The sequence below is a fragment of the Pseudomonas sp. HP_08 genome, from assembly GCF_055284095.1.
Genome location: NZ_JBTOQC010000011.1, coordinates 86884 through 103105, shown reverse-complemented (window position 1 = coordinate 103105; position 16222 = coordinate 86884). Strand labels below are relative to the sequence as shown.

Annotated in this window: 17 protein-coding genes; 13 read left to right on the top strand and 4 right to left on the bottom strand. The window is 61.9% G+C overall.

The window, feature by feature from the left end; genetic code table 11:
- Positions 1–183 precede the first annotated feature (183 nt).
- Positions 184–1020 carry an EamA family transporter gene (locus ACYAS9_RS11355; protein WP_463568389.1) on the top strand — a complete coding sequence of 279 codons (837 nt, stop codon included), beginning with the start codon at positions 184–186 and terminating at the stop codon, positions 1018–1020.
- 12 nt (positions 1021–1032) lie between these two features.
- The gene (locus tag ACYAS9_RS11350) at positions 1033–1437 is read left to right on the top strand and encodes an MAPEG family protein (protein WP_463568388.1); all 405 of its coding nucleotides are present in this window, start codon (positions 1033–1035) and stop codon (positions 1435–1437) included.
- A 12-nt stretch (positions 1438–1449) separates the two neighbouring features.
- Here ACYAS9_RS11350 and ACYAS9_RS11345 read toward each other — a convergent pair whose 3' ends face one another.
- On the bottom strand, positions 1450–1854 hold the full coding sequence (locus ACYAS9_RS11345) for a DUF1090 domain-containing protein (protein WP_463568387.1): 405 nt from the start codon (positions 1852–1854) through the stop codon (positions 1450–1452).
- A 42-nt stretch (positions 1855–1896) separates the two neighbouring features.
- Positions 1897–3582 (bottom strand): NAD-dependent DNA ligase LigB, encoded by a 1686-nt coding sequence (gene ligB / locus ACYAS9_RS11340; RefSeq protein WP_463568386.1) that lies wholly within the window; start codon positions 3580–3582, stop codon positions 1897–1899.
- Positions 3583–3783: 201 nt separating this feature from the next.
- On the opposite strand from ligB, the gene ACYAS9_RS11335 reads away from it, so the two are divergent.
- Together ACYAS9_RS11335 and ACYAS9_RS11330 are read left to right on the top strand one after the other, a co-directional pair.
- Positions 3784–4404, top strand: a complete 621-nt coding sequence (locus tag ACYAS9_RS11335; protein ID WP_463568385.1) for a LysE family translocator — start codon at positions 3784–3786, stop codon at positions 4402–4404.
- Between the two features lie 63 nt (positions 4405–4467).
- Positions 4468–5013 carry an RNA 2'-phosphotransferase gene (locus tag ACYAS9_RS11330; RefSeq protein WP_463568384.1) on the top strand — a complete coding sequence of 182 codons (546 nt, stop codon included), beginning with the start codon at positions 4468–4470 and terminating at the stop codon, positions 5011–5013.
- Between the two features lie 82 nt (positions 5014–5095).
- Here the strand turns inward: ACYAS9_RS11330 and metK are convergent, their stop codons facing one another.
- Positions 5096–6286, bottom strand: coding sequence for a methionine adenosyltransferase (metK, locus tag ACYAS9_RS11325; RefSeq protein ID WP_463568383.1), 1191 nt, complete (start codon positions 6284–6286; stop codon positions 5096–5098).
- A gap of 2 nt (positions 6287–6288) precedes the next feature.
- Positions 6289–7302, bottom strand: coding sequence for an ArsR/SmtB family transcription factor (locus tag ACYAS9_RS11320; protein WP_463568382.1), 1014 nt, complete (start codon positions 7300–7302; stop codon positions 6289–6291).
- 255 nt (positions 7303–7557) lie between these two features.
- Here ACYAS9_RS11320 and tkt point away from each other — a divergent pair, with 255 nt between their 5' ends.
- The 9 genes from tkt (at position 7558) to ACYAS9_RS11275 (ending at position 16185) form a co-directional block, all read left to right on the top strand.
- On the top strand, positions 7558–9555 hold the full coding sequence (tkt, locus tag ACYAS9_RS11315) for a transketolase (protein WP_463568381.1): 1998 nt from the start codon (positions 7558–7560) through the stop codon (positions 9553–9555).
- Between the two features lie 163 nt (positions 9556–9718).
- On the top strand, positions 9719–10768 hold the full coding sequence (gene epd, locus ACYAS9_RS11310) for an erythrose-4-phosphate dehydrogenase (RefSeq protein WP_463568380.1): 1050 nt from the start codon (positions 9719–9721) through the stop codon (positions 10766–10768).
- A gap of 15 nt (positions 10769–10783) precedes the next feature.
- A complete protein-coding gene (locus ACYAS9_RS11305) occupies positions 10784–11950 on the top strand; it encodes a phosphoglycerate kinase (protein WP_463568379.1) in 1167 nt (388 codons plus the stop codon).
- Between the two features lie 24 nt (positions 11951–11974).
- On the top strand, positions 11975–12205 hold the full coding sequence (locus tag ACYAS9_RS11300; RefSeq protein ID WP_463568455.1) for a putative periplasmic lipoprotein: 231 nt from the start codon (positions 11975–11977) through the stop codon (positions 12203–12205).
- A gap of 86 nt (positions 12206–12291) precedes the next feature.
- Positions 12292–12486, top strand: coding sequence for a hypothetical protein (locus ACYAS9_RS11295; protein WP_463568378.1), 195 nt, complete (start codon positions 12292–12294; stop codon positions 12484–12486).
- A gap of 28 nt (positions 12487–12514) precedes the next feature.
- Positions 12515–12838 carry an MliC family protein gene (locus ACYAS9_RS11290; protein ID WP_463568377.1) on the top strand — a complete coding sequence of 108 codons (324 nt, stop codon included), beginning with the start codon at positions 12515–12517 and terminating at the stop codon, positions 12836–12838.
- A gap of 115 nt (positions 12839–12953) precedes the next feature.
- The gene (gene fba / locus ACYAS9_RS11285) at positions 12954–14018 is read left to right on the top strand and encodes a class II fructose-bisphosphate aldolase (RefSeq protein ID WP_463568376.1); all 1065 of its coding nucleotides are present in this window, start codon (positions 12954–12956) and stop codon (positions 14016–14018) included.
- Positions 14019–14137: 119 nt separating this feature from the next.
- A complete protein-coding gene (locus tag ACYAS9_RS11280) occupies positions 14138–14836 on the top strand; it encodes a response regulator transcription factor (protein ID WP_463568375.1) in 699 nt (232 codons plus the stop codon).
- 2 nt (positions 14837–14838) lie between these two features.
- Positions 14839–16185 carry a HAMP domain-containing sensor histidine kinase gene (locus ACYAS9_RS11275; RefSeq protein ID WP_463568454.1) on the top strand — a complete coding sequence of 449 codons (1347 nt, stop codon included), beginning with the start codon at positions 14839–14841 and terminating at the stop codon, positions 16183–16185.
- Positions 16186–16222 lie beyond the last annotated feature (37 nt).

Genomic DNA, 16222 nt, shown 5'->3' with positions numbered 1-16222 from the left:
TCAAGGGTGCATTTCAGTGGTTCAAGCGCACGCGTTGACCACCGGGAGCCGGTAATAGTGCACCACAGAGGAAATTTTTTGCCACACAGGATTGCTTGACGGCGGCCTGAGTCTGTCGGCTGAACCGCTCATCGGCTATGCTCGCGGCCTGTCTTGCACGGTGACCGAACAAGGAGATTGGGTGTGTTGGCGACAGCTCTGGTGTTGATCGCGGCCGTGCTGCACGCCGTCTGGAACACGCTGGTCAAATTCAGTGGCGAGCGTTTGCTGGTGATCGCCAGCATGGACGCCGTAGCGCTGGTCTTTGCGCTGCTGGCGCTGGGTTTTGTCACGCCGCCGGCGTTGTCCATCTGGCCCTGGCTGATTGCCTCGGCGTTGTTCGAGCTGCTGTATCGCGCATTGCTGATCAAGGCTTATCGGGTGGGCGATCTGGGGCTGGTGTATCCCTTGATGCGCGGGCTTTCGCCGCTGGTGGTGCTGGGCCTGACCCTGATATTCGCTGGCGAAGACCTGAGTACCCAACAGATTCTGGGCATCCTGCTGATTCCTGCGGGCATGGTCTGCCTGCTTTGGCAGGGCGGTGGCGGGGCGCGATTGCCCTGGTCGATGTTGCCGGTCGTGGGCCTGATCGGCCTGTGCATCGGCAGTTATACCTGGATCGACGGGCAGGCACTGAAACTGGGTGCGCGGCCGCTGGATTATCTGGTCTGGCTGACGCTGATCAGTGCCTGGCCCTTTCCGTTACTGGCAGTCGCTTATCGACGGCCTGCCTTCGTCATGTTCTGGCGCGAGCAGTGGCGGCTTGGCGTGAGCGTCGGATTGTGTGTGTTGCTGAGCTATGCGCTGGTGCTGTGGGCCATGCAACTGGGCTCGGTCGCGGAGGCGGCGGCCCTGCGCGAGATCAGCGTCGTGCTGGTGGTGATCATGGGAATGCGTTACCTCAAAGAACCTTTCGGACGGCCCCGGCTCTTAGCTTGTGCGCTGGTGTTACTTGGCATGTTCGTGATGAAGCTCAATTGAAGGAATGGAAAAATGACAGTCGCTTTCTGGTGCGTGTTGATCGCCATACTCCTGCCGATCATCTGTGCGGGTATCGCCAAGTTCGGCAGCGGTAAATTCAAGGCCGGCCATAACCATGACCCGCGTGATTTCCTCGACCGGCTCGAAGGGTTTCCAAGGCGCGCCCATAATGCGCAACTGAACAGCTTCGAGATTCTGCCGGGCTTTGCCGCTGCGGTGATCATTGCCCACATCGCGGGCAATGCGCAGCTGGTGACCATCGATGTGCTGGCGGTGCTGTTCATCACCAGCCGCCTGCTGTACATCATTTTTTACCTGGCTGACCTGGCCATGCTGCGTTCGCTGGCCTGGCTGGTCGGCCTGGGCCTGATCATCGGCCTGTTCGGCGCCTCGGCCTTTCCACCGGCGGGCGCCTGATAAAAGGCCTGCTCAGTTCTGGACTTTCTCAAGTTCAGCCTGGGCATCGAGCAATTCCTTGCGCGACTCGGCCAGCTTGTCTTTGCGCTTGTTGATCTTCTCCGGGTCGCCCTTGGTCATGGCCTGGTTCAGGTCGGTCTGGCGGCGGCTGACTTCGCGCTTGGCATCCAGCACTTTCTGTTCGCGCTGCTTGACCAGCGACGCTTCGCTGCAATTGGCATTGGTTTCGCTCAGGGCCTTTTCCAGGCCGGCTTGCTGACGTTTGTTGCCATCGGCCTTGGCCTGCTGAATCTTGCTACTGATTTCCTGGCTCTTGAGCAGGCACTCCGAGGCCGGTGGCGGCGTCTCGGCGGCCAGCAGCGCAGGTGGCGCGATGCTGCAGGCCAGCAACAGCAACAACGGGGAAAAGCGCTTCATACAAACTCCTTGCGAAAGCCGGGCGAGGTCGACAACCCGGTATTAAAAACCCGCAATACTCAAGGCGCGCAATCGGTCACTGAGCGCTAAAACCTGCGGGTCGAGAAAAAAGGCATGCAATTGCGCAGCGCGCCCGGGGCCGATACCCGGTTCTGCCTGCCACTGTTCAACGCTGCGTAACGTCAGCGATTGCCAGTTATTACCTAATTGCGCATTACCGGCTGGCGGCAGGCCCAGGGCCTTGAGCCAGACCTGAAACGGCTTGTCGCGTGCACTTTGCAGGCTGGTGAACAGTTTAGTACTGCTGCGCTCGCCAAGGCCCGGCATCTTAACAAGCTCAGTGGCCTCAAGGGGCATCCAGTCGAGCAGATTGTCGAGCAGTCCGGCCTCCAGCAGCTTGTCCCAGGTGCCAGGGCCGACGCCTGGCAGGTTCAGCCCCTGCTTGCCGGACAACCAGACCAGCCGCGCCTTGAACTGGCTTTCACAGCCCGGTGTCGGCTGCCAGCAACTGAGCGAATGAAATGCCTTGGGGTCCGGTACTTGCAGCTCGACCCGCTCGGTGTTGCGCAGCACCACGCTGTCCAGACGCGGGATGGTCAGCCCGGCGAGGCTCAAGGCGATCTGGTCGCCGGGACGAATGTCCATTTCGTGCCAGCGTTGCAGCGAGCCGACGCTGAGCGAGCGGATGGTGCGGTCGTCCAGGCGCACCGGGTGCAGTTCCAGCACCGGAGTGATGCGGCCGCTGCGGCCAATATTGAAATTGACCTTGCGCACCTCGGCCAGGGCGGTGGCATACGGGTATTTCCACGCTGCAATCCAGTAAGGCGCCTTGGCCTGCCAGCGTTCGGCGGCGGGGCGTTGGCCCTGGCGCAGCACCACCCCGTCGCTGGCGAAGGGCAACGGCTGGCGATACCAGAACTCACGCCAGCGACGGGCGCTTTCAAGGTTTTCCAGCGGCTGGGTGTAAAACAGGCTGTCGGCAAAACCCATGGCCTCAAGGCCCGCCAGACGTGCCTGAATGTGCGCAGGTCCGTCTGGCCAGTCCCAGACAAACAACGCGATCCCGGCCAGTTCGGCGTCGCTCGGTTTTTTGCGCGCCATGGCACCGGCCACCTTGCTGCGCGCGTTAAGGCTACCGGTGCTGGCCTGTACGTGATCGTTCAGCCGCCAATACAGCTCGCCTTGCAGCACTGCGCTGAGCGGTTGCGCCAATGTGTCGGGAATCGCCGCCATGCGCAGGGCGTGAGCGGTCCAGTCCTGACCGCGTACCCCGTCGCCGCGGCTGATGGCGCGACTTAGTCGGCCTTGTTCATAAATGAGAGTGACCGCCACGCCGTCGACCTTGGGCTGAATCCATAGATCTTCGCGACCGTTGAGCCATTGCGCCACAGCCTTGTCGTCAGCCAGCTTGGTCAGGCCCGTGTGTGCCACCGGGTGCGCGACGGGGCCTTTAGCGCTCTTGAGCGGGTTGTCGTCGTCCTCTGCCGGCATCTTGAAGCATTGCCTCAGGTTGGCCAGCCGTTGCCGGGTCTGGTCATAGACTTCATCGGTGATCAGCGCGACGCCCTGCCGGTAATAGCTGTCGTCCCACTGGCTGATTTGCGTCTGCAATGCACTGATTTCCTGCCCGGCCCTGGCAGGATTCCAGTCGGGGCAGGGCACGGCGTATGCCGTTGCGCTTGCGCAAAGCAGACCCAGCCCCATGACAAAACGAGTGATGAACAACATTGAAAGCATCCTTGCTGGAAACAATGCCTGACAGGCTAGTCAGCTTTGATCATGCCCTGCGCCTGGCATGGTCACCGGCTTTTGCAAGGCGTTAGCGGGTGTGTCGCAGCAGTACAGTCGCTGTGGATAAAAGCGCCTGGCTGTGCCTTGAGCGCTCGTGGTGTGCATGACAGATTGCTGTTTCGCTTTAGGAGAGCCCTCATGGACCTGACTACCCTGGCGGTATTTATCCCCGCCTGCTTTGCGCTGAACATGGCGCCCGGCCCGAATAATCTGCTTTCGGTAAGCAATGCGAGCCGCTACGGTTTTGCTCCCTCTTGCGTCGCAAGTGCCGGGCGCATGCTGGCCTTCGCGATCATGATCGGCCTGGCAGCGGTGGGGCTGGCGGCGGTGTTGCACACCAGTGAATGGTTGTTTCATGTGATAAAAATCGTCGGCGCGGCGTATCTGTTCTATCTGGCCTGGCAGCTCTGGCGCGCCAGACCCCAGGAGGACCAGCAGGTTGATGCAGGCTCGGCCAGCCTGTTCAAACTGGCGCGTCAGGAGTTTCTGGTCGCTATCGGCAATCCCAAGGCCATCTTGCTGTTTACCGCGTTCCTGCCGCAGTTCGTCGACCCGTCGCGGGAAGTCACGGCTCAGTTCGTGGTGCTGGGAGCGCTGTTCCTGGCGCTTGAGTGCGTGGCCATCGCCCTGTACGCGACCATGGGCGTGCATGCACGCAAACTGTTCGCTCGCCCGTCCAGCAAACAACTGTTCAACCGCGTGTGCGCCGGCTTGCTGGCCAGTGCTGCCTCGGCGCTGCTGGTGGCGCGCCGGGCGTAGGACCGGAACCGGCCAGCGCAATACCGGGTCTCATCAGGCTCAATAGTGCCGATAGGGACATGTATGAACAGCAAGCAGCTGTCTGAAACCAGCAAGTTTCTGAGCTATGTATTGCGCCATGAGCCGCAAGCCATCGGCTTGCAGCTCGACAGCGAAGGCTGGGCCAGCCTTGATGCGTTGATCGCAGGTGCCGCCAGTGACGGTCGTGTACTGAGCCTGGAAATTATCCAGGCGGTGGTCGAGGGCAATGACAAGAAACGCTTTGCCTTCTCCGAAGACGGCCTGCGCATTCGCGCCGTACAAGGGCACTCGACCACTGCCGTGGACCTTCAGCATGTCGAGAAAACCCCGCCAGCGCTGCTGTACCACGGCACCGCGACGCGCTTTCTCGAGTCGATTCTTGAACAGGGCCTGATTGCCGGCTCCCGCCACCATGTACACCTGTCGCAGGACGAGCAAACGGCGGTGTCGGTCGGCCAGCGCTATGGCAAGCCCGTGGTATTGCAGATTGATGCCCAACGCATGCAGCAGGCGGGATTCAGGTTCTTCCAGGCCGACAATGGCGTCTGGCTGACTGACGCGGTGCCGGTTGAATTTATCCGGCAGTAAGCTCGCGGGCCATAACGACACGCGATACAACAAAAAGCCCCGCACGATTGCTCGTGCGGGGCTTTTTCGTACTGCGGGGGTATTACAGGCCGGCAGCGGCGCGCAGGGCGGCGGCGCGGTCGGTTTTTTCCCAGGTGAAGGCGGTGAAGGTGTCGTCGCCCACGGTCATCTCGTACGGCGTACGGCCGAAGTGGCCATAGGCTGCGGTCTGCTTGTACATCGGGTGCAGCAGGTCGAGCATGGTGGTGATGGCGTATGGGCGCAGGTCGAAGTGCTCGCGTACCAGCTGGATGATCTTGTCGTCCGACAGCTTGCCGGTGCCGAAGGTGTTCAGCGAGATCGAGGTCGGCTGGGCAACACCGATGGCGTAAGAGACCTGAATCTCGCAACGCTCGGCCAGGCCGGCGGCCACGATGTTCTTGGCCACATAGCGACCGGCGTAGGCGGCGGAGCGGTCAACCTTCGATGGGTCCTTGCCGGAGAACGCGCCACCGCCGTGACGGGCCATGCCGCCGTAGGTGTCGACGATGATCTTGCGACCGGTCAGGCCGCAGTCGCCCACCGGGCCACCGATGATGAAGTTGCCGGTCGGGTTGATGTGGAACTGGGTGTCCTTGTGCAGCAGGTGCGCAGGGATCACGTGCTTGACGATCAGCTCCATCACGCCTTCGCGCAGGTCTTTGTACGACACGTCAGGGTTGTGCTGGGTCGACAGGACGATGGCGTCGACGCCGACAACCTTGCCGTTCTCGTAGCGGCAGGTCACCTGCGACTTGGCATCCGGGCGCAGCCACGGCAGCAGGCCGGACTTGCGGGCTTCGGCCTGGCGCTGCACCAGTTGGTGCGAGAAGGTGATCGGGGCTGGCATCAGCACGTCGGTTTCGTTGCTGGCAAAGCCGAACATCAGGCCCTGGTCGCCGGCGCCCTGGTCTTCAGGCTTGCTGCGGTCAACGCCCTGGGCGATGTCCACCGACTGTTTGCCGATGATGTTCATCACGCCGCAGGTAGCGCCGTCGAAGCCGACGTCGGAGCTGTTGTAGCCGATGTCGAGGATGACGTTACGGACAATATCTTCCAGGTCGACCCAGGCCGAGGTGGTGACTTCGCCGGCAATGATTGCAACGCCGGTCTTGACCAGGGTTTCGACCGCGACACGGGCGAACTTGTCTTCAGCGATGATGGCGTCCAGGACTGCGTCGGAGATCTGGTCGGCAATCTTGTCCGGATGTCCTTCGGACACGGACTCGGAGGTGAAAAGTGAGTATTCGCTCATGTCTACGGGTTTCCTGAATTTAACCGAGGGTAAGTGTCGCCAGACGGTCGCTGAAAATGGCGAACCTGGATCTGGAAACCATTGCGTAAGCCCACGTAAAGGCTCTGTTCGGGGACCAGCCCCGCGGCGATGGCCCAATGGGCCAGGTCTTCCTGGTCAAAGCCCAACCAGAGATCGCCACAGGCCTCCCTGGCCCAGCTCTGGTCATGGCTGCACAAGTCCGTTATCAACAGGCTGGCGCCGGGGCGCAAGTGCCCGGCCAACTGTTCAATGGCATCGGCCGGTGCGGCGAAATGATGAAGCACCATGTTCAATACGACGCAATCGACCTGCACTTTAGCGTCGCCCAAAGCATCGGCCAGACGCAACTCGACGTTGCCCAGCGCCTGGCGATCGCACAGTGCGCGCGCCAGTTCGAGCATGGCCGGGCTGTTGTCCATCGCCGTGACATGGGCAAAGCGTCGCGACAGGTCAGGCAGAAATCCGCCATCGCCGGGACCGACTTCAAGCACGGTGGCATCGGCGCCGAAAGGCAGTTTGTCGAGCAACGCCAGCAGGCTGTCGCGGTATTGCCCAAGGCCTGCGATCAGGTCTTGCTGGGCATGGAATTTGTCGGCCACCCGCGCAAAGAAGTCCTGGCTGGCCGCTGCGCGCTGGCGATGCACGGCATCGACCCGCGCCTTGACCTCGACCGGCAGGCGCAGCGCATCGACCTCTTCAAGCAGGGCGGCATGCAACCGACCGCCGGTCGAATCGAGGTGCGGCAGGGCGCGGCGATAGAAAATGGCGTTGCCTTCGCGGCGCGTCGCCACCAGCCTGGCCTGGGACAGGACCTTGAGGTGATGGCTCATGCCCGACTGACCGATGGCAAAGATCTGCGCCAGCTCCAGAACCCCGAACGAATCGTTGGTCAGCGCGCGCAGAACATTCAGGCGCAGCGGATCGCCGCCGGCTTTGCACAGGGCGGACAACTCGTTGCAGGCATCATGGCCGATGGCGGGCACGCGAATATTCATGAGGCGGCAGTCTAGACAGCGACCGGGCACGCCGCAAGATCAATATCAAAAAGTTTTGATATTGATGCCGGTTGGTAGCGATGCGCTATTCTCAAGTGCTTATCAGGGCATAAGCGCCAGTGCTGACTGCAAATGACGCCTGCACGACAGGAAAAAAGCAGCCCTGTGACTATCTTCCATTGCCCCCAGCCAGTCGCTGAGGGAAAATGGTCGCCTTTTTTCCGATCCCATTCTTTACCCTCCAGGAGATCAGCGATGCCTAGCCGTCGTGAGCGTGCCAACGCCATTCGTGCCCTGAGCATGGATGCCGTGCAAAAAGCCAACAGCGGCCACCCGGGTGCCCCCATGGGTATGGCGGATATCGCCGAAGTCCTGTGGCGTGATTTTCTCAAGCACAACCCGGCCAACCCTTCGTTTGCCGACCGCGACCGTTTCATTCTGTCCAACGGTCACGGTTCGATGCTCATCTATTCGTTGCTGCACCTGACCGGTTACGACCTGTCGATCGACGACCTGAAGAACTTCCGTCAACTGCACAGCCGCACTCCAGGCCACCCGGAATACGGCTACACGCCGGGCGTTGAAACCACTACCGGTCCTCTGGGCCAGGGTTTTGCCAACGCTGTCGGTTTTGCCATTGCCGAAAGAACCCTGGCGGCGCAGTTCAACCGTCCAGGCCATGACATCGTCAACCACAATACCTACGTGTTCATGGGTGATGGCTGCATGATGGAAGGCATTTCCCACGAAGTCGCTTCTCTGGCCGGTACTCTGGGCCTGGGCAAGCTGATCGCGTTCTACGACGACAACGGCATCTCCATCGATGGCGAAGTCGAAGGCTGGTTCACCGACGACACGCCAAAGCGTTTCGAGTCCTACAACTGGCAGGTGATCCGCAATGTCGACGGCCATGACGCCGACGAGATCAAGACCGCCATCGAAACCGCGCGCAAAAGCGCCCAGCCGACCCTGATCTGCTGCAAGACCACCATTGGCTTCGGTTCGCCGAACAAGTCGGGCAAAGAGGAATCCCACGGCGCGCCACTGGGTGCCGACGAGATCGCCCTGACCCGTGCTGCGCTGAAATGGAACTACGGCCCGTTCGAAATCCCGGCCGACATCTACGCACAGTGGAACGCCAAGGAAAAAGGCCTGGCCGCCGAAGCCGAGTGGGACCAGCGTTTCGCTGCCTACTCCGCTGCTTTCCCTGAGCTGGCCAACGATTTCATCCGTCGCATGAGCGGCGAACTGCCGGCTGATTTTGCCGAGAAGTCCGCCGCCTACGTCGCTGACGTCAATGCCAAGGGCGAGACCATCGCCAGCCGCAAGGCCAGCCAGAACGCGCTGGGCGCTTTCGGCCCGCTGCTGCCTGAACTGCTGGGCGGTTCGGCGGACCTGGCCGGTTCCAACCTGACCATCTGGAAAGGCTGCAAGAGCATCACCGGCGAAGACGCCAACGGCAACTACCTGCACTACGGTGTGCGTGAGTTCGCCCAGAGCGCAATCATGAACGGTATCGCCCTGCACGGCGGTTTCGTGCCGTACGGCGCGACCTTCCTGATCTTCATGGAATACGCCCGCAACGCCGTGCGCATGGGCGCCCTGATGAAGCAGCGCGTGATCCACGTGTTCACCCACGACTCCATCGGTCTGGGCGAAGACGGCCCGACGCACCAGCCGGTCGAGCAATTGACCAGCCTGCGCACCACGCCGAACCTGGACACCTGGCGCCCTGCCGACGCCGTCGAATCGGCTGTGTCCTGGAAATACGCGCTGGAGCGTAACGACGGTCCATCGGCGCTGATCTTCTCGCGTCAGAACCTGCAGCACCAGGCTCGCGATGCCGAGCAACTGGCCAATATCGCTCGTGGCGGTTACGTCCTGCGCGACAGCGTTGGCGAGCCGGAGCTGATCCTGATTGCCACCGGTTCCGAAGTCGGCCTGGCGGTTCAGGCTTACGATGCACTGACTGCCAAGGGCCGCAACGTCCGTGTGGTGTCGATGCCGTGCACCAGCGTGTTCGAGTCTCAGGACGCCGGCTACAAGCAGTCGGTTCTGCCGCTGCAGGTCAGCGCCCGCATCGCCATCGAGGCGGCGCATGCCGACTACTGGTACAAGTACGTGGGCCTGGAAGGCCGCGTGATCGGCATGACCACCTTCGGTGAGTCGGCACCGGCTGCCGCGCTGTTCGAAGAGTTCGGCTTCACCCTGGAAAACATCCTGGGCACCGCCGAAGAACTGCTCGAAGACTGACAAGAAACACCGCGCGCATCCTCGGTAGGAGCGCGCTTGCCCGCGACCGGCTGCGTTAGCAGTCGTAGATTTTCAGCGTTTCGCAGACTTTACGAGCGCTAGCGCACTCGGTCGCGGGCAAGCGCGCTGCTACATGGGTCCAGGCAACACCTGCGAGAACTTCATGCCCCAGCCCCGCCCTTATAAAGTTGCTTTGAACGGCTACGGCCGCATTGGCCGTTGCGTCGTTCGCGCCCTGTGCGAGCGCGGCGCGAAGGCGGGGTTTGAGGTCGTGGCGATCAACGATCTGGCCGACATGGCCAGTCTCGAATACCTGACGCGCTTTGACTCCACCCACGGCCGGTTCCCCGGCGAAGTGCGGGTCGAAGGCGATTATCTGCACATCAACGACCACCGCATCCGCGTGTTGCGCAGTGCGACGCCCGAGGGCATCGACTGGGCGGCGCTGGACATCGACCTGGTGCTGGAATGCTCCGGTGTCTACAACACCCGCGACGATGGCCAGCGTTTTCTCGATGCCGGTGCGCCGCGGGTGCTGTTTTCCCAGCCGATGGCCAGCGAGGCGGATGTCGACGCCACCATCGTCTATGGCATCAACCAGCAGGACCTGACCGGTCGCGAGCTGCTGGTTTCTGCCGCCTCCTGCACCACCAACTGCAGCGTACCGTTGCTGCGCTTGCTGGATCAGGCGCTGGGGCTCGATTACATCACCATCACCACGATTCACTCGGCGATGAACGACCAGCCGGTGATCGACGCCTATCATCATGAAGACCTGCGCCGTACGCGCTCGGCCTTCCAGTCGATCATTCCGGTGTCTACCGGTCTTGCCCGCGGTATCGAACGGCTGCTTCCGGAACTTGCGGGGCGAATTCAGGCCAAAGCGGTTCGTGTACCGACGGTCAACGTCTCGTGCCTGGACATCATTGTGCAGACCGCGCGCGACACCGATGCTGTCGAGATCAACGGCATTCTGCGCGAAGCGGCAAGCGCAGGGCCGCTCAAAGGCTTGCTGGCCTACACCGAGTTGCCGCACGCCAGTTGCGATTTCAATCATGACCCTCATTCGGCGATCGTCGATGCGAGTCAGACCCGCGTGTCCGGCCCCAGGCTGGTCAACGTGCTGGCCTGGTTCGATAACGAATGGGGCTTTGCCAACCGAATGCTCGACGTTGCAGGCCACTTTCTGCGCGTTGCAGACCCACAACAGTAAAAACAGGAACGCCTCATGACCGTGTTGAAGATGACCGACCTTGATCTGCAAGGTAAGCGTGTACTGATCCGCGAAGACCTCAACGTGCCGATCAAGGATGGCGCTGTCAGCAGCGATGCGCGGATTCTCGCCTCTCTGCCGACCATCAAGCTGGCACTGGAGAAGGGCGCTGCGGTCATGGTTTGCTCGCACCTGGGCCGTCCGGTCGAGGGCGAATTTTCCGCCGAGAACAGCCTCAAGCCGGTCGCCGACTACCTGAGCAAGGCGCTGGGCCGTGAAGTCGCGCTGGTGGCCGACTACCTGGACGGCGTCGAGGTCAAGGCCGGCGACGTGGTGCTGTTCGAAAACGTGCGCTTCAACAAGGGCGAGAAAAAGAACGCCGACGAGCTGGCGCAGAAGTACGCCGCCCTGTGCGACGTGTTCGTGATGGACGCGTTCGGCACCGCGCACCGCGCCGAGGGTTCGACCCATGGCGTGGCCAAGTTCGCCAAAGTTGCCGCCGCAGGTCCGTTGCTCGCCGCTGAGCTGGACGCACTGGGCAAGGCGCTGGGCGCACCGGCAAAGCCGATGGCCGCCATCGTGGCCGGCTCCAAGGTGTCGACCAAGCTCGATGTCCTCAACAGCCTGAGCACGATCTGCGATCAACTGATCGTCGGCGGCGGCATCGCCAACACCTTCCTGGCCGCTGCCGGGCACCCGGTCGGCAAATCGCTGTACGAACCGGATCTGCTCGACACCGCCCGTGCCATCGCCGCCAAGGTCAGCGTACCGCTGCCGGTCGATGTGGTGGTGGCCAAGGCCTTCGCCGAAGACGCTGAAGCGACCATCAAGCTGGTCGCCGATGTGGCCGAAGACGACATGATTCTGGACATCGGCCCGCAAACCGCCGAGCAGTTCGCCCAATTGTTGAAATCTTCAAAGACTATCCTGTGGAACGGCCCGGTGGGCGTGTTCGAGTTCGACCAGTTCGGCAACGGCACCAAAGTGCTGGCCAAGGCGATTGCCGAGAGCGATGCCTTCTCGATCGCCGGTGGCGGTGACACTCTGGCGGCCATCGACAAATACGGCGTCGGCGCGCAGATTTCCTACATCTCCACCGGTGGCGGCGCGTTCCTGGAGTTCGTCGAAGGCAAGGTGCTGCCGGCGGTCGAAGTGCTTGAACAACGCGCCAAGGCGCAATGATCCGCTTTGCCTGAGGTATCGATGATGGTCAAGGTCTTGCCGGTATTACTGATCGCTGGAGTGCTGGCCGGTTGCGCTGCAACACCTGCACCCGACGACAAGCCGGACGACAGCCAGGCCGCGCCCGTGCAACTGAGTTGCTATCAGGCGCGCTGGCAGGCCGAAACGATTCAGGTGGTGGATAAACGTGGCGGTCAGGCGTTCTGGGATCGTTACGACTTCATGCCGCAGATCGGCAATGTAGGGTGTCGCTGATCCGGGCGGAGCGAGTGCAGGCAACATCCAGGCATCACGGCGGTCATTAACAGGGTGGATATCTTTCAAGCAAAAGGAGTTTCGCCATGAAAATCGCCGCCCTGCTGTTGGTAAGTTGCGCTGTACTGTCTGGCTGTAGCGGTTCGGGGAGCAACCGGGCCTGTCAAGTATTCAGCCCGGCAGCCGTGAATGTACCGACCACCGAGAACAGTCAGCGGGTCGAAGCCCAGGCCACGGGTGAACCGACTGACGATGGTAAAAACGAACAGCACTGCCCTTGATCGACAAACCGGGCAGGCAGGAGAGTGAATGAAAGGCGTGATTGCTCTTGGAGCATTGGTTTTGCTTGGCGGTTGCACAGTCTTCAAGCCGGCGCCAACGGTTGACCCTTGGACCCGCTGGGTGTGTGACAGCAAGGCCGAGGTCAACTGGCGCTATACCGACGCCGCACACAACGCGGTGGATGTGCGCCTGAACCAGAGCGATCAGGTATTTCGCCTGCAGGCCGAGCCCGGTGGCATCGGCGAGTTGTATGGCAATGGCGTATTGTCGCTGGCCAAAAATGGTGATGACGGTCTGGTGTACTGGACCGCCACCAATGATTTGATCGGTCGTGGCTGCAAGGTCAGATAAACTGCAGCACGGTCCGGCGCGGGCGTTTCAAATCGTCCGCGCACATAACTTGAATAGCAGCCGCCACTGGGGCAGGCTCGCACGATTAACGACCCGATCGGGAGAGAAAAAGACAATGGCACTTATCAGCATGCGCCAGATGTTGGACCACGCCGCCGAATTTGGCTATGGCGTTCCAGCTTTCAACGTAAACAACCTGGAACAGATGCGCGCCATTATGGAAGCGGCCGACAAGACCGACTCCCCGGTGATCGTTCAGGCTTCGGCCGGTGCCCGCAAATACGCCGGTGCCCCGTTCCTGCGTCACCTGATCCTGGCGGCCATCGAAGAGTTCCCGCACATTCCGGTGGTCATGCACCAGGACCACGGCACCAGCCCTGACATCTGCCAGCGTTCGATCCAGCTGGGCTTCAGCTCGGTGATGATGGACGGCTCCCTGGGCGAAGACGGCAAGACGCCGGCCAGCTACGACTACAACGTCGACGTCACCCGTCGCGTAGTGGCTTTCGCTCACGCCTGCGGCGTGTCGGTAGAAGGTGAGCTGGGCGTGCTGGGTTCGCTGGAAACCGGTATGGCCGGTGAAGAAGACGGCGTGGGTGCCGAAGGCATTCTGGATCACAGCCAGATGCTGACCGACCCTGAAGAAGCCGCCGACTTCGTCAAGCGCACTCAGGTCGATGCCCTGGCCATCGCCATCGGCACCAGCCACGGCGCTTACAAGTTCACCAAGCCGCCTACCGGCGACATTCTGGCCATCGAGCAGATCAAGGCCATCCACAAGCGTATCCCTAACACCCACCTGGTGATGCACGGCTCGTCTTCGGTGCCGCAAGAGTGGCTGAAAATCATCAACGAGTACGGCGGCGACATCAAGGAAACCTACGGTGTGCCGGTCGAAGAAATCGTTGAAGGCATCAAGCACGGCGTGCGCAAGGTCAACATCGACACCGACCTGCGCCTGGCCTCCACCGGTGCCATCCGCGAGTTCCTGGCCAAGCACCCGGCCGAGTTCGACCCGCGCAAATACCTGGCCAAGACCGTCGTGGCCATGCGTGACGTGTGCATCGCCCGTTACGAAGCCTTCGGCACCGCCGGCAACGCCTCGAAGATCAAGCCGGTCTCCCTGGACCGCATGTTCGAGCGTTATGCCCGCGGCGAGCTGGATGCCAAGATCAACTGAGTGTTGACTGGCTGAATGAAAAACCCGCGCATGCGCGGGTTTTTTTATGCCTTCATTTGTTTGCACCCGGCCCCGATGCAATACTCCCGCACCTGTGAATACCTCTCAACGAACCTGCCATGACTACGCCTGTACACATTCTCCTGATCGAGGACGATGAACAACTGCGCCTGCCGCTGCTCGACCACCTGCAACGCCAGGGCTTTCAGGTGACTGCCTGCGAGCGTGGTGACACCGGGCTGGCGCAGGCGATGGCGCTGCGTTTCGATCTGGTGCTGCTCGACATCATGCTGCCGGGCCTCGACGGGCTTGAGCTGTTGGCGCGTTTGCGTGAACAGCAGGGGATTCCGGTGATCCTGATGTCGGCGTTGGGTGCCGAGCAGGACCGCATTACCGGCTTTACCCAGGGCGCCGACGATTATCTGCCCAAACCCTTCAGCCTGGCCGAACTCGATGCGCGCATCGGCGCGCTGTTGCGCCGTGTCGCACTGGACCGGCGCGGGCCGCAGGCGCCGGCAGCTGGCGGTGCGTTGCGCTTTGACCCGATTGCCCAAGACGTGTCTGGCAGCAGCGGTCCGGCAGGGCTGACACCGTCGGAATACCGCTTGCTGACCACCTTGCAGGAACATGCCGGCCAGCCCTTGAGCAAGCCGTTTCTGTATCAGCACGTGCTGCACCGTAACTACACCCGTCTGGATCGCGGCCTGGATGTGCATGTGTGCAACATTCGCCGCAAGCTCACGGCCATTGAAGCGCACGAGGTGCAGATTCAGGCCGTGCGCAATCAAGGCTATGTGCTGGTCCGGGCGGCGACGTGATGATGCGTCGTCGGCATTCGTTGTTATGGAAGCTGGCGCTGCTACAGGTGTGCTTTTGCCTGGTGCTGGTCTGGACCGTGTGGATCTGGGGTTTGAAGCTTGAGCGCAGCACCTATTTCCTGACCCCGCCCGAGCGTGCATTGCTTGAAGGCTACGCCGCCCAGGCTGAAACGCTGGCGCAAGGCGCTGACCCGCTGGCCGTCGAGCGCTGGCGCGAGCAGATGATGGCGCAGGAGCAGACCTGGTTTGCAGTACTCGATGCGCGCCTGCAGAGCCTCGGCACCCAACCCTTGAGCGCCGAAGAGGTCGGCCACCTGACTTATATGCGCAAGCTCGACTGGCCCATGAGCCGGCGCCTGCAGGATGAGCTGCCGTATGTCAGCATCGAGTTTCCCCTGCACCCGCAAAGCGGCCGGCTGGTGCTGCAATTGCCCGAACGCCTGTTGCCCGGCGGCCTGACGCCCTGGACCCATGTGATTTCCCACGGCGTGGTGCCGGCCTTGCTGGCGCTGGTGCTGGGCCTGTTGCTGTACCGGCTGGTGGTGGTGCCGCTGGCCGATCTGCGCGAGCGGGCCAACGCTCTGCGTGCCGATGATCTGGACAGCGGCCTGGGCAGCCGCGTCGCCCTGCGCCGCGACGAACTGGGCGAACTGGCGCAGGCCTTCGACCATATGGCGGTGCGTTTGCGCCAGAGCCTGAACCAGCAGCGGCAAATGCTCCGGGCGTTGTCGCATGAAATCCGCACACCGCTGGCGCGCTTGCGCATTGCCTGCGACAGCCACCTGCCCGCCGAGCAATTGCAGGAGCGGCTAGGGCGGGAGATCGACGATATGCAGCGGCTGGTCGACGACAGCCTGGACCTGGCCTGGCTGGACACCGAGTGTCCGCAACTGCCGCGTGAAGAGGTCATGGTGCTGTCGGTCTGGGAAGCGCTGTGCGCCGATGCCTGTTTCGAGAGCGGCTGGGCGCCGTCACGGCTGGTCTGCGAGCCGGGCACCGAATGCGTTGTGCATATCCACCTGAACAGCTTCGCCCAGGCGCTGGAAAACCTGCTGCGCAATGCCATCCGCCATTCCCCGGCCGATGGCGTGATCCGTCTGCGCGGCCAGCGTGAAGGCAACTATTGGCTGCTGAGCCTCGACGATCAGGGCCCCGGCGTGGCCGAGCACGACCTGCAAAGCATGTTCGAACCGTTTCGCCGACTCGACGGCAGCAGCGGCCAGGGTTTCGGCCTGGGGTTGAGCATTGCGCGCAAAGCCATTGAGTTGCAGGGCGGGCAGCTGTGGGCCAGCCGGCTGGAGCAAGGGCTGAGCATGAAGATGCGCTTGCCGGCCGCGCCCTGTGTTTAGAAAGTTAATGCGCTTTACTCTCAACTGCCACTAATTA